Source organism: Pseudomonas sp. GL-B-19 (assembly GCF_019956415.1).
In the GTDB taxonomy this organism is placed as follows: Bacteria; Pseudomonadota; Gammaproteobacteria; order Pseudomonadales; family Pseudomonadaceae; genus Aquipseudomonas.
On record NZ_JAHBDK010000020.1, the window covers coordinates 167,364 to 180,910 of the forward strand.

Consider the following 13,547-nt stretch of genomic DNA (forward strand, 5'->3'; position numbering starts at 1 on the left):
GCCTCCTTACTCCGGGATAACCGCGATTACATCGATTTCCATCAACCACTGCGGCTGACCCAGGGCCGACACCACCAGCCCGGTGGAGATCGGGAACACACCCTTGAGCCATTTGCCGACTTCCTGGTACACCGGCTCGCGGTAGCGCGGGTCAATCAGGTAGGTGGTGGTTTTGACGATATGGCTCAGGTCGCTGCCGGCTTCTTCCAGCAGTTGCTTGACGTTCTTCATCGCTTGTTCGGTCTGGGCGCGCGGGTCGCCGAGGCCAATCAGGTTGCCCTCGAAATCAGTGCCCACCTGGCCGCGCACATACACGGTATTACCGGCGCGTACGGCTTGGCACAGGTCGTTGTCCAGGGTTTGGTTAGGGTAGGTTTCCTTGGTGTTGAACATACGGATACGAGTGTGAGTAGGCATCAAAAAAACTCCGGAAAAAAGGGATCAGTCGTTGACAGGGAACTGACGAACCACCGGGGCGGCGTCGCGGTACTCAAGGTATTGGCGCTGAATGGCGATATGGTCGGCGACGTATTTGGCGTCGTGCCACACGCCCCAGATAAACGACGAGCCACGGCGCGACTGCCACGGCAAACCGAGGAAATAGATCCCGGATTCGCTGGAGACGCCGCGTTGATGCTGGGGCTTGCCGGCGGCGTCAAACGCATCGACCTTCAGCCAGCTGTAGTCCACGGCAAACCCAGTGGCCCAAATGATCGAGGTGATGCCGGCTTTGTCGAGGTCCAGTTCCAGAATCGGGTTCTTGATACAGTCGGCGTCGGGAAACACGCGACGGGCTTCAGGCTCCAGCGGCAAGTCCAGGCCGTTGCGCTCCACGTAGGCGTCGGCCGCATCCAGCAAGGCCAGGTAGTTTTCATCGCCACGCGCCAGGTTTTCCACCAGGTTGGGCTGGAAGCTGGCGAGGTTGCCGCTGAAGGATTGCGTGAGGCCAACCAGGGTCATGCCTTGCTGGGCCAGCTCACGGAAATCGATTGTCTTGCCGCCGTGTGCGCCGCTCACTGCAATGGTTACGTGCTCACGGCCGGGTTTCATCGCCGCTTGGTCCCACTCGCCCAACACCCCCAGCCACCAGCAGAAATCCCGGTTGCGATAGGCGCGGGGCGGGCGGTCGTGGGCGCCGACCGACAGGTACACCTGGCGTCCGGAACGTTGCAACTCATCGGCGATCTGCACACCGGAAGAGCCTGCACCTACCACTAGCACGGCACCGGCCGGCAGTTGGGCAGGGTTGCGATAATCGGCAGAGTGGATCTGATGCAGCGCGCAGTCTTCAGGTGCAATCGGCGGAATCACCGGTTTCTGGAACGGCCCGGTGGCTGCCACTACGCGGTTGGCTTCGATCACGCCTTCGCTGGTGTGCACGGTAAAGCCTGGGCGGCCGACATTACGCACCACCGAGAGTACATCCACGCCGGTACGGATCGGCGCATTGAACTTGCGGGCATAAGCTTCAAAGTAATCGGCGACGCGTTCTTTGGGGGCGAAGCCATCGGCGGCGACGTCATCGAATTCCAGGCCTGGAAAACGGTCATGCCAGGCCGGACCGTTAGCCACCAACGAATCCCAGCGCCCGGTGCGCCAGCGCTCGGCAATGCGGCTGCGCTCCAGCACCAGATGCGGCACGTCTTGTTTGCTCAGGTGCTCACTCATGGCCACGCCAGCCTGACCGGCTCCCACTACCAGGGTGTCTGTTTTTGTTATTGCTTCAGTCATGTGTCTGTCCTTGCGTAATGCAGTTGGATTCAGTTCGTGCATGACTTCAAGGCTAGGGGGAGGGGGGCTATTAATAAAATATTATTAAGCTGGGAAGTGAGCATAAATATCGGATGCAGGCTCACCCTATCGGGTGATTTCGATGGTTTCCCGGGTGTGGGACCATCTCTAACGTTCTTACAGCGAGTCTTCAAAGTGGAAAACGACCGGCTTTCTTCTGCGCAATGGTTTGAACAGATCGCCAAGGTAACCGAGAGCATCGGGCAAGCGGGCTTCGCCGCTACTTTGTTCGAGGCCCTCGGTTGTATCTGCCCGATCCAGGCCACCACGCTCTACCTGTATCCGCACGGTGGCATGCCCAGCGCATTGTTTGAATTGGAAGGCCCATGGCTGCCGCAGGGTAATGTGCGTCAGTACCTGTCGGGCTTCTATTTGCTCGATCCGTTTTACGGCGCGTGCGTAGAGGGTGTCGGCTCCGGGTGTTACGACCTTGCCGATGTCGCCCCCGATCATTTCGAGCTCAGCGAGTACTTCCAGTCGTTTTACCGACATTCGCACCTGGAGGATGAGTTGAACTACATCCTGCAGTCCAATAACGGGTTGAGTCTGGCGGTATCACTGGCATTTACGCAGAAGCTGGACGCGGCCACCACCCAACAATTCAAGCGTATAGCGCCCTGGGTGCTGGCGGTGTTGGGCAAACACTTCGTGGGTCTGGAAGCGCAGGGTTCGCGCTTTGAAAGCCTGCTGGAGCAGCGTATTCACTCGGCGCTGAACAATTTTGGCTCGTCGATCCTGACCGAGCGCGAATGTCGTATCGCCCAATTGATCCTGCGTGGGCACTCCACCCGCTCGCTTGCCGAGCGCCTGGGTGTATCGGAAGACACCATCAAATCCCACCGCAAAAACATCTACAGCAAGCTCGATATCGGTGCGCAATCGGAACTGTTTTCGCTGTTCATCGATTCGTTGGCCGAGGCACAGGGCGTGCTGAGCAAGGACCCCCTTGAAAGCTACATGAACAAGATCCGCTGAGCGGATGACGACTAACAAGAGAGAGAAAACATGAACCTGCCATTCGAACCCAAACGCCAGACCCAGGACTATCAGAAGTCCGACGCGGCCCACCACATCCATGCGTTTCTGGATCAAAAGGCGCTGAATGCCGAAGGCCCACGCGTGATGGTGCGTGGTGAGGGCCTGTATCTGTGGGACAGTGAAGGTAAGCGCTACCTGGACGGCATGTCGGGTCTGTGGTGCACCCAGCTCGGTTATGGGCGAAAGGACCTGACCGCCGCCGCCGCCGCGCAGATGGACCAGTTGGCGTACTACAACATGTTCTTCCACACCACTCATCCGGCGGTGATTGAGCTGTCCGAGCTGCTGTTCAGCCTGCTGCCGGGCCACTACAGTCACGTGATCTATACCAACTCCGGCTCCGAAGCCAACGAGGTGTTGATCCGTACCGTTCGCCGCTACTGGCAAGTGGTCGGCCAACCCAAGAAAAAGATCATGATCGGTCGCTGGAATGGCTATCACGGCTCCACCCTGGCGGCTTCTGCGCTGGGCGGCATGAAGTTCATGCACGAGATGGGCGGCATGATTCCTGACGTGGCGCACATCGATGAGCCCTACTGGTACGCACAGGGCGGCGACTTGACTCCGGCCGAGTTCGGTCGTCGCTGCGCCTTGCAACTGGAAGAGAAGATTCTCGAACTGGGCGCCGAAAATGTTGCGGGCTTTATCGCCGAACCCTTCCAGGGCGCAGGCGGGATGATTTTCCCGCCGCAAAGCTACTGGCCGGAAATCCAGCGCATCTGCCGTCAATACGATGTGCTGCTGTGCGCCGATGAGGTGATTGGCGGTTTTGGTCGCACGGGCGAGTGGTTTGCCCACGAGTATTTCGGCTTCGAACCCGACACCCTGTCGATCGCCAAGGGCCTGACCTCCGGCTATATCCCCATGGGCGGCCTGGTGCTGAGCAAACGCATTGCGGATGCGCTGGTGGAGCGGGGCGGCGTGTTCGCCCACGGCCTGACCTATTCAGGGCACCCGGTCGCGGCGGCGGTTGCACTCGCCAACCTCAAGGCGTTGCGTGATGAAGGCATTGTTCGCACGGTGAAGGAAGATACCGGGCCGTACTTGCAGCAGATCCTGCGTGAAGTGTTTGGCAACCATCCGATGATCGGCGAGATCCAGGGAACCGGTCTGCTCGCGGCCATGCAGTTCGCCGAGGACAAAGACACACGCAAGCGCTTCGACAATGAAAATGACCTGGCCTGGCAGTGCCGCACCTTTGGTTTTGAAGAGGGTGTGATCATTCGCTCGACACTCGGCCGCATGATCATGGCGCCGGCACTGGTAGCAACGCGCGCGGAACTCGACGAACTGGTGGACAAGACCCGTATCGCGGTAGACCGCACCGCACGGATCGCGGGAAAGCTGTGAAGTGAGCGGTTTTCCACCCCCGCGCAAGGGGTGGAGAACCGCATCGTTACATTGCCCTGCGTGCACATAGGGCAGCCCACTTTTCAACGGATAACGGTATCGATTTCATCGGATACCGCGGCGTCCTGCATGCCCATTTCCAGGAGTCAGCAATGAATACAATAACAAACGTGGCCGATACTCCCTCCCATCATTCCCCATCGCAACCCACTTCATCGCGTAGGTTTCGACAGCCCCTGGGGCTCGTCGGACTGGTACTTTTCGGTCTGGCATACATGGTCCCGCTGGCGGTGTTTACAACCTATGGTCTCGTCACCCAGATGACCAAAGGGCACTTGCCCACCGCCTACCTGCTGACCCTTGCGGCCATGTTGTTGACCGCTTACAGCTATGGACGCATGGTCCAGGCGCACCCCTATTCAGGATCGGTTTATACCTATACGCGCAAGGCATTTGGCGCGTATTTCGGCTTTATTGCCGGTTGGACCTTGTTACTGGATTACATCTTCTTGCCGTTGCTCAGTTATCTGCTGATCGGCATCTACATGTCGGAATATTTTCCCGCTGTGCCTACCGCCGTGTGGGTGCTCGGTTCAATTGCGCTGGTCACCGTTCTAAATCTGGTCGGCATCGAGTCCATCACTCGGGTCAACTGGATACTCGTGGTTGCCCAGTTGGTCTTCATCGTTGTGTTCGTCGCGTTATCGCTTCACAACCTGAGTGGGCATTCCGCCCCGGTTTCGCTGCTCGCACCTTTCCATCATGAAGGTTTCAGCATGCCGCTGATCATGGCGGGCGCTGCGGTACTCTGCCTGTCGTTTCTTGGCTTCGATGCCGTGTCGACCATGGCCGAGGAAACACCCAACCCGCGAAAAACCATTCCGCTCGCCATTATGGTGGTGTCGTTGTTCGGGGGGCTGTTGTTTCTGCTGGTTTCGTATTTCGCCCAGATGGTGTTTCCGGAATGGAACAGTTTCGTCGACCCTGATTCAGCCTCAGTGGACGTGATGCGCCGCGTCGGCGGTGAACTGCTGGTGACCGCATTTACCGCGACCTATGTAGCGGGCTGTTTCGCTTCGGCAATGGTCTCCCAGGCGAGTGTCTCGCGCGTGCTGTTCGCGATGGGGCGTGATGGAGCATTGCCAAGCGTGTTCGGCAAGCTGGTCACGAAAAAGCGCGTGCCGGCCACCGCGATCATGCTGGTCAGCCTGTTCTCGCTGATTGCCTTGTTTATCACCCTGGATACCGTCGCCAACATGATCAGCTTCGGCGCGCTCTTCGCGTTCTCGGCGGTGAACCTGGCGGTGATCAAGCACTACCTGGTCGACCAGAAACTGCGCGGCACACGCAACTACCTGATGTACGCGGCGCTGCCGGCCCTGGGGTTTCTCAGCACCATTTGGCTGTGGACGAGCCTTTCCGGTATGGCGTTCACGATTGGTCTGTGCTGGATGGGCTTGGGGCTGATTTGTTTGTTGGGTGTCACGCGTGGGTTCAGGGTGAAGATGCCGGACTTGCAGATGGCGGAGTGATACATCCCAACACACGCAGGTTTTGACAGCAGGTCATTGCGGTTTGAGTCGGCTGCGATGACCTGTACCTCCTGCCTCGATAGTTTGCGCACCATCCATCCAGATCAATAACAACTGACCGTGTAGACGGTCAATGTGGGAGTACTACGTGTTCGACCTTAACTACTGGCAGCAGCGTGTTGCCCGCCAATCCTTCATCGACACCGCCTTGATCGGCGGCCAGCCAGTGTCGTCGATATCCGGAGCGACATTCGACGCCATCAACCCTGCGACCAATCAATTGCTCGCGCGTGTTGCCGCATGCGGCGAAGAAGACGTCAACCTGGCAGTGCGCTCCGCACGCCGGGCTTTCAATGCAGGCCCTTGGCGGCGTATGTCCCCCGGCGAGCGCAAGAAAATCCTGATCAAACTTTCCGAGTTGCTGATGGTGCACCGCGAAGAGCTGGCACTGCTCGATTCGCTGAACATGGGCAAGCCGGTGATGGATGCCTACAACGTGGATGTGCCCGGTGCCGCCCACGTCTTCGCCTGGTACGGCGAAGCGCTCGACAAGGTTTACGATCAGGTCGCGCCTACCGCCCGGAATGCGTTGGCCACCATCACGCGGGAAGCCTTGGGGGTAGTTGCCGCAGTAGTGCCGTGGAACTTCCCGCTGGACATGGCTGCGTGGAAACTGGCGCCTGCATTGGCGGCCGGCAACAGCGTGGTACTCAAGCCCGCCGAGCAATCGCCATTTTCGGCCCTGCGTCTGGCTCAGCTTGCCTTGGAAGCAGGCATTCCAGAGGGCGTGCTGAACGTGGTACCGGGCCTGGGCGAGAGCGCCGGCAAGGCACTGGGGTTGCATCCGGACGTGGATTGTCTGGTGTTCACCGGCTCCACTCAGGTAGGCAAGTACTTTATGCAGTACTCGGCGCAGTCCAACCTCAAGCAGGTCTGGCTGGAGTGCGGCGGAAAGAGCCCGAACCTGGTGTTTGAAGACTGTCAGGATCTGGACCTGGCTGCGGAGAAGGCCGCCTTCGGTATTTTCTTCAACCAGGGTGAAGTGTGCTCGGCCAATTCCCGCCTGTACGTGCAACGTTCCATCCATGACGAATTTGTCGAACGGCTGATCAGCAAGTCGCGTGCGTGGATGCCCGGTGATCCACTGAACCCTGGGAGCGCTGCTGGGGCAATCGTCGACAGTGAACAAACCAGCCGAATTATGAAAGCGGTCGCAGAGGCACGTATTGACGGGGCCACGCTGCTGTCCGGTGGCGAGCAATTGAGCATCAATGGTTCTTCAAACTTCATTCAGCCGACGATCTTTGGTGACGTGACCAGCGGCATGCGCATTTCACGGGATGAAGTGTTCGGTCCGGTTCTGGCGGTCAGCGCTTTTGACACTGAGGAAGAGGCGGTGCAGCAAGCCAATGACAGCATCTACGGACTGGCTGCGTCGGTGTGGAGCGATGATCTGAACCGCGCGCACCGTGTGGCCCGTGCCTTGAATGCCGGTACTGTCTCGGTCAACACCATCGACGCGCTGGATGTGTCGGTGCCGTTTGGCGGAGGCAAGCAGTCAGGCTTCGGTCGCGATCTATCGCTGCATTCGTTTGATAAATACACACAACTGAAAACCACCTGGTTTCAGTTGCGTTAAGTACGGTTGTGAGCGGGTCGCGTATCAGACAATACGCGACTGCTGATACCAAGGGCAGGCTCGATCAACACGGATCGGGCCGGCCATTATTGATTGAACTTTGCCACCAGGCCGAAAACAGAAAGTTCTCACTTCTGTGAGGGGCCGCTTTTGGCCCAGGCTGTGTGAAAACACCTGCAATTGTCTAATCTTCTGATCGTCGAGATCGTAGCGGGGGCGATCATGAAGCGATTTATTGAAGGTGAGGCTCGGACGCAAGTCACCTTGCAAACAGCCGTCGACGACAAGCACATCTGATCATTGCCCATGAGGTGACCAACGTTGGTAATGACCGGGCGCAACTGAGCAATATGGCGAACCAGGCGCGTGAAGAGATCGGCGCTGAGTCGCTGACGGTAGTAGCCGACCGAGGCTATTAAAAAGGGTTGGAAATCCTTGCTTGCGAGCAGGCGGGTATCACCACCTTCGTATCGAAACCCCTGACATCAGGCAGCAAAGCCGAAGGCCGATTTGGTAAGCAGGACTTCATCTATGTTGCTGCATCGGACGAGTATCGATGCCCCCGCGGGACAGTTGCTGACCCGGCGGCATTCTTCGGTGGAAGACGGCATGCTTCTGCACTGTTACTGGTTCTTGGGAGTCCTGTGCAATGCACAAGCCTGGCTAGCTGTCGGGGCGGGGATTTTGATCAGCAGGTCCTTGCTTCTCCCACTATTCCATCACATCCCTAACACAATCTGGATGTATTAGGTCAAGTACAGCGAAGAAAGCCAAGGTTAGAACCCTGGCTTCTTCAGTGCACGCTGTTATTGGCCTGGAACCTTCTTGTTCATGGCCTTGACTTGCTCCAGGACCTGCGTGAGGTTGTAGGATGCCGGCGACTGCAGCGGTGGGAACTCTGCAAAGGACTCAAGCTCCTGCAGCCACAACTGCTGGCCTACCGGAAGCATGTTCCAGTTGTAGAGGTAGGCCGTGCTCGGCGAGGCTATTGCACCGCCGATAGACAGCACCGACTTCTGGTCATCGCCTACCGCCTGTTCGAACGGATCCCTGCGGATATTTTGCACCTGCGCCCAACCGTATTGCTGTGGACCTGCCAGTGCTGAAGCGCCGGACGAACCTTCCATGGTGAAATAGATCTTCCAGTTTTTGTAACGTACGGCCGATGGTGTGGCGCCGGTGTAGTACAGGAAGGTGTCACGCGCCGACTTGTCAGATTTGCCAGTCAGGTAGTCGAGTTGATTGACCCCTTGCAGCTTGGTCTTGACGATACCGGGATACTTGCCGGCCATGATCTGCCCGTTGAGTTCATTACCCTTGGCACCACCAGCGATTTCCACCAGTGTTGGCAGCCAATCGTACGAAGCAAAGATATCGTCCTTGACTGTGCCTGGCTTGATGTGGCCCGGCCAGCGGGCCACCATCGGAACACGCATGCCGCCTTCCCAGGTCGTCAACTTGCCGGCCTTGAAGGGCGTCATGCCGCCATCGGGGAATGTCTGGCTTTCCGCGCCGTTGTCAGTGGTGAAGACCACAATGGTGTTGTCCAGTTGCCCCATGTTCTCGAGTTTCTTGAGCACCAGGCCAATATTGTCGTCCATCTGCTTCATGCCGACTTCCTGGATGCCCCAGTCGTTACCACCTTGCTCCCCCAGCATGGCCTCATACTTGGGTGAGAAAACGGTGGTTATATGCATGCGCGCCGGGTTGTACCAGATAAAGAACGGCTTGTCGGTAGTCTTTGGATCGTTGCGGTCGAGGAAGTCGATAACCTTGGCCGAAATTTCTTCGTCCACGGTCTTCGAGCGCTCCAGCGTGAGCGGCCCCTCATCCTTGCAATTCTGGTTCTGCGACGAGCCATCTTTGGAAGTACAGGCCAAAATCGGCCGCGGCGGCGTCAAGCAAGTGGTAGTCTTCGGGTCCACCGATCCCGGCATCGGCGGCACCCCGGGGATCGGTTCCACTTTGCAGGGAGGAGCAAAGCCTTGCTGGGTAGGGCTCTTGTTGATGTCCGGAAAGCTCACCTGCTGCATGGCATCCAGGTGATAGAGGTAGCCCCAGAACTCCTGGAAGCCGTGCGCGGTTGGCAGTGCATCCGGGTGATCGCCCAGGTGATTCTTGCCGAACTCGCCAGTGTTGTAGCCCTGATCGTATAGGAACTTGGCAATCGCCGGTGTACCGGGCTGCAGGTAGGAAGGGCTGCCAGGCAGTTGCGGCGGGATCATGCCTGTGCGCAACGGGGTCATGCCAGTGAAGAAGGCGTTGCGGCCTGCCGTGCAACTTTGCTCGGCATAGTAGGTCATGAACTTGGCGCCTTCATTGGCAATCCGGTCAATGTTGGGTGTGGTGTCAAAACCCAGCCCGTTCTGATAAGCACCCACCTGCATCCAGCCGATGTCATCTCCCATGATGAACAGAATATTGGGTTTCTTATCGGCCGCCTGGGTAAGCGTTGGTAAAGACGCTCCCAGAATCATGCCACTGGTGGCCAACCCCACCAGCATCATCTGTTTAAGTCTCATAGCGTGTTCCTCTATCGATTGATATAGGCGTACAGCTACATCTGACTACCGCTGCACTTCACTCGAAATGCGAAAATTGGTAATGATGACCCTCCAGCCTTACGGTGCTGCGAACGTCAGTTCGTGGATGGTTGAGTCTAGACGACGTTAAGTCCGCGGAGATCAAAAGTACTTGTTTGGCACAGGCAAACTCGACGGTCTGAATCGCCCGGGTGTGGTACAGATAATCTTCATGGACCCCGCGTTTATAGCCGGTGTTTTTCCCCTACGTTGGGAGCGTCTGCAATTATTGACCCGGCACTGGCGATTGGCGCCTGGCTACTCCACAAGCGCAAGACGTAATCCTGCCGTGGTGGGCACGGTAGTCTATGAGGGAGTTGCGGTGCGGCGATCCGACTTGCCAGCGATACAGGCAACGCGGTGCGTCTGAATTACCGCCGCGACGCTTACTTGGGAAACAGCAGCGTATACGCCACCCGAAACCCCCAGCCCTCGGCGCCATTCTCCGGGCTGTCGACCCAATAGCGGGGACCAAATTGCAGGGTCATGGGTTGGTGGCCCACCTTGAACAACTGGGTCACAAAAAGGTTGATCGGCGCAGACCACTCCTTGGTCTGCCAGTCGTAGGTGGACTCGGTATTGATGCCGAAGGTGGTGTAGGTATGGGTGGTGTAGCTGAAGAAGGGTTGCAGGAAGGTCTGGTTGACCTTTTCCTTGTCATCGGGCGGGCTGTTTTCCAGCGACCAGATGTGATTGGCCAGAATGCCACGGGTCCAACCATCGTGTTGCTTGAGCAGGACCACCGTGGGGCCCAGCCCCCATTGTTCATTGCTGAGCAGTTTGTTGCTGCCGGTGGGCAGCAAAATGGCCGGCCCCACCCCCCATATCCAGCCGCTGGCGGTAGGCTGCTTGGGTGAAAAGAAGAAGCTCTGGGTGGTGTCACCCACACCCGACTTGTCGGCAATCCCGCCGGACACCAGGCCATGCTGGTCGATGATCGGCAGAATGGTGCGGGAAATCAGGTTCCATTCGTCGTTGATAGTGAAAGGCAGGACCGGCTGAATATTGGTGACAGTCTGAATACCGTTGTTGGTGGGGCCAAGATTTTGGTTCCAGTTGTATTGAATCGGCAGGCTGTACAGCGCAGCGACCGGGTTCAGGGACTGCTTGGCCAGTTCTGCCTGGCTATCGACGGCGAGGCCAATTTCGGGCCAGACCAGCGCCAGGGTAATTAAAGGAGCAAGTTGAAAGCCTTTGTTCATCGCCACCTCTTTTCTCGGATTTGAGAGTTTGGACTTTTGAGTCACAGTTGTAAGACGAAGTGCAACCTGGACAAAACCGTTGATTGTCATCAGCACGGTAAAGGCGATGGAAAGCTTGAAGTGATCCGAAAGCTTTTTCATACCAGGTTTCCTTTCTCAGTCGTTGATCGATGTTGTCAACCGCTCAGGTGTTGAGCGCACAGCAACGTTGACCCTTGGTGCATAACTACAGAGTAAATAGCCTTGGTACTGCGTACAGAATCACATCCCTCGATTGCATGACCGTGCACGGGTTTAAGGCCCACGAAGAAGTCTAGTGCGGTTTTGTTCTTTGCATGTGGCGAATGTGATGTATTGGGGGACTAATGCATTGAATGAGCTGAGCTACAAGCTTCATGAATGAGGCTCTCTGTGGATTGAACTTGCCGAGATAAAATCCCTGCTAAAGCCCGAACAGTTTTGTGGTGGAAGTGGATTGGCTGCTATTGGCTGTGAATTCAACCGGTCGCCAACGGCAGTTATTTGCCGATTTCTGCCTGTCAGGAAGGGCCACAAACGCCCCGGGCTGCGTGAAAACGTTTTTGAGCATATTTGGCTAGAGGGGCGGGCGAAACTTGGAGCGAACGCTAATCACAGGCCTCAGTTACAGCCTTCTCGGTGCGTTTGATTTCTTGCTTGATATCAGTGGTTATGCGCTGTTTTTTGAGTTGCTGTTCGAGAAAAACCTGATTCCCTTGGTTTTTCAATTCTGCATCGGTGGCAGCGTCTTTCGCCTCTAACTGGGCAGCGTGTGCGTCTATGACAGCTTCAACCTCAGCATCATTGTTTGCGGTATCCAGGGCGCTGACCAATTTGTCCACCTCAGTATTCTCGGCCTCTGCGTAAGCTTCGATAGACAGTCCCGCAGCCATCGCTCGCGCTCGACTTTCCAGGGTTTTCAAATGCTGCTGTGCTGCCTTGCACACCGTATCCTTTCGCTCGTTCTCGATAGATGTCCATTCCATGAACTTATGCGTCGTCACTCCAATCACCGCGATGATGATGGCGGCCCCAATCAATCTGGCTCTCACGTTTCGCAACCTCAACTGAGTTTTGTGAGTGATTCCAGAATCCATTCAAGATATTGAAAGCTTAGCAGGACGGACGGCGGTAAAAAATCGCTTCGAGTCTGATGGTCCGGGAGGGTGACTACGAACGCATGGCCGACTTCATGCGCCGCTGCAAGGGTAGGGTGATGGTGAGCATCAACGACCACCCGGACATCCGTCGGGTGTTCGAGGGTTTTCACTTCGAAACGCTGGACATCCGCTACACCACGAGCAACCAGCGACAGGGCAAGGCCGAGGTCAGTGGCGAACTGGTGATCATGAATTGGGTGCCGGCAGCGTTGGGAGGACTGTTTTGACTTGCGAGTTTCGACCCAAAGGAGACGCTCGGAAGCGTCTCTCGGCTCTGGATCGATTTACTTATAGTAGGGCTTGTCGCCGATGATGGCGGCGCGCTCCATCTTGCGATGGCAGGGCGGATAATCCATCACTGCATAGTGCTGGGTGCAACGGTTATCCCATATCGCTACGCTGTTTTTCTTCCAGCGCCAGCGGACTTGGTACTCGGGGTTGTAGGCCTGACTAATTAAGTACTTCAGCAGGTCGACACCTCTTTGGTTGTAATCCTGGCCTACACGGACACGTCCCTGGCTGTGGTAATTCACGAAGTGCGTAGCGTAGGCGTTGACGAATAGCACCTTTTCGCCGGTTTCGGGATGGGTACGTACTACCGGATGCTCGGCATCCGGGTATTGCGCCTTCATAGCCAAGCGTTTTTCCTGCGGCATGGCGGCAGCGAAAGAAGAATTGAAACTGTGGCTGGCGATCAAACTGTCGATTTCTTGCTTCACGTCTATTGGCAGCTTGTCATAGGCCAGCACCATGTTGGCCCACATGGTGTCACCACCGGTCGGTGGGCATTCGATGCAACGCAGTACTGCGCCCATCGGAGGCGATTCACGCCAAGTGGCATCGCAGTGCCAGGCATTCTCGTAGCGATCCGCCGGATTTTCCGGGGTCTTGTAGATTTGCACCAGACCAGGGGCTTGCGGGTGACTGGGGAGCATCGGGTGAGTTTCGAGCTGCCCCATGCGCATGGAAAATGCCTCGTGATCGCGACGCGAGAGCTTGTCTAAATCCTGGTCACGCAGGAACAGCACCTTGTGTTTCAGTAGCGCTGCATAAATTTCGTTGAACAGGCAATCATCGCGCACAGCGTCGCCCAGGTTCACATCGAGCAGTTCTGCGCCGATGGCACAGGTCAGTTGTTCGACTCGCATTCCGTCTCCATTTCGATGGTTTATGGCCATGCCGTAGGCGGCGCAGGTGAAACCGTGCCTTTATTTACGGCGGCGCTTGTTATTGTT

10 protein-coding genes and 2 pseudogenes are annotated in these 13,547 nt (G+C 57.0%); 6 read left to right on the forward strand and 6 right to left on the reverse strand.

Translation table 11 applies throughout. The features are described from left to right. Window positions 1-6: 6 nt before the first annotated feature. Both KGB06_RS07475 and KGB06_RS07480 read right to left on the reverse strand, forming a co-directional pair. Complete coding sequence (locus tag KGB06_RS07475; RefSeq protein ID WP_223513339.1) at window positions 7-417, reverse strand: RidA family protein; 411 nt, start codon at window positions 415-417, stop codon at window positions 7-9. A 24-nt stretch (window positions 418-441) separates the two neighbouring features. Beyond that, window positions 442-1,773: a flavin-containing monooxygenase gene (locus KGB06_RS07480; RefSeq protein WP_411741835.1), complete on the reverse strand. Its 1,332-nt coding sequence runs from the start codon at window positions 1,771-1,773 to the stop codon at window positions 442-444. Window positions 1,774-1,926: 153 nt separating this feature from the next. Between KGB06_RS07480 and KGB06_RS07485 the strand changes: the two genes are divergently transcribed. The 5 genes and pseudogenes from KGB06_RS07485 to KGB06_RS07505 all read left to right on the forward strand — a co-directional run. Then, the gene (locus tag KGB06_RS07485) at window positions 1,927-2,766 is read left to right on the forward strand and encodes a helix-turn-helix domain-containing protein (protein WP_223513343.1); all 840 of its coding nucleotides are present in this window, start codon (window positions 1,927-1,929) and stop codon (window positions 2,764-2,766) included. Between the two features lie 30 nt (window positions 2,767-2,796). Then, a complete protein-coding gene (locus KGB06_RS07490; RefSeq protein WP_223513358.1) occupies window positions 2,797-4,179 on the forward strand; it encodes an aspartate aminotransferase family protein in 1,383 nt (460 codons plus the stop codon). A 152-nt stretch (window positions 4,180-4,331) separates the two neighbouring features. Then, complete coding sequence (locus KGB06_RS07495; protein ID WP_223513361.1) at window positions 4,332-5,711, forward strand: APC family permease; 1,380 nt, start codon at window positions 4,332-4,334, stop codon at window positions 5,709-5,711. 148 nt (window positions 5,712-5,859) lie between these two features. Next, complete coding sequence (locus KGB06_RS07500) at window positions 5,860-7,350, forward strand: aldehyde dehydrogenase (RefSeq protein ID WP_223513363.1); 1,491 nt, start codon at window positions 5,860-5,862, stop codon at window positions 7,348-7,350. Between the two features lie 264 nt (window positions 7,351-7,614). After that, a pseudogene (locus KGB06_RS07505) lies at window positions 7,615-7,980 on the forward strand (IS5/IS1182 family transposase); the annotation flags it as partial. Between the two features lie 176 nt (window positions 7,981-8,156). Here KGB06_RS07505 and KGB06_RS07510 read toward each other — a convergent pair. From KGB06_RS07510 to KGB06_RS07520, 3 genes are all read right to left on the reverse strand, one after another. Continuing rightward, window positions 8,157-9,872, reverse strand: a complete 1,716-nt coding sequence (locus KGB06_RS07510) for an arylsulfatase (protein WP_223513366.1) — start codon at window positions 9,870-9,872, stop codon at window positions 8,157-8,159. Between the two features lie 446 nt (window positions 9,873-10,318). Next, window positions 10,319-11,134 carry a transporter gene (locus KGB06_RS07515; protein WP_223513879.1) on the reverse strand — a complete coding sequence of 272 codons (816 nt, stop codon included), beginning with the start codon at window positions 11,132-11,134 and terminating at the stop codon, window positions 10,319-10,321. A gap of 626 nt (window positions 11,135-11,760) precedes the next feature. Then, entirely contained in the window at window positions 11,761-12,204 is a 444-nt protein-coding gene (locus KGB06_RS07520; protein WP_223513368.1) for a hypothetical protein, read from the reverse strand. A 116-nt stretch (window positions 12,205-12,320) separates the two neighbouring features. Here KGB06_RS07520 and KGB06_RS07525 point away from each other — a divergent pair. Then, window positions 12,321-12,539 (forward strand): annotated as a pseudogene (locus KGB06_RS07525) (DNA adenine methylase); the annotation flags it as partial. A gap of 57 nt (window positions 12,540-12,596) precedes the next feature. On the opposite strand, the gene KGB06_RS07530 reads toward KGB06_RS07525, so the two are convergent. After that, on the reverse strand, window positions 12,597-13,460 hold the full coding sequence (locus KGB06_RS07530; protein ID WP_223513370.1) for a TauD/TfdA dioxygenase family protein: 864 nt from the start codon (window positions 13,458-13,460) through the stop codon (window positions 12,597-12,599). Between the last annotated feature and the right edge of the window lie 87 nt (window positions 13,461-13,547).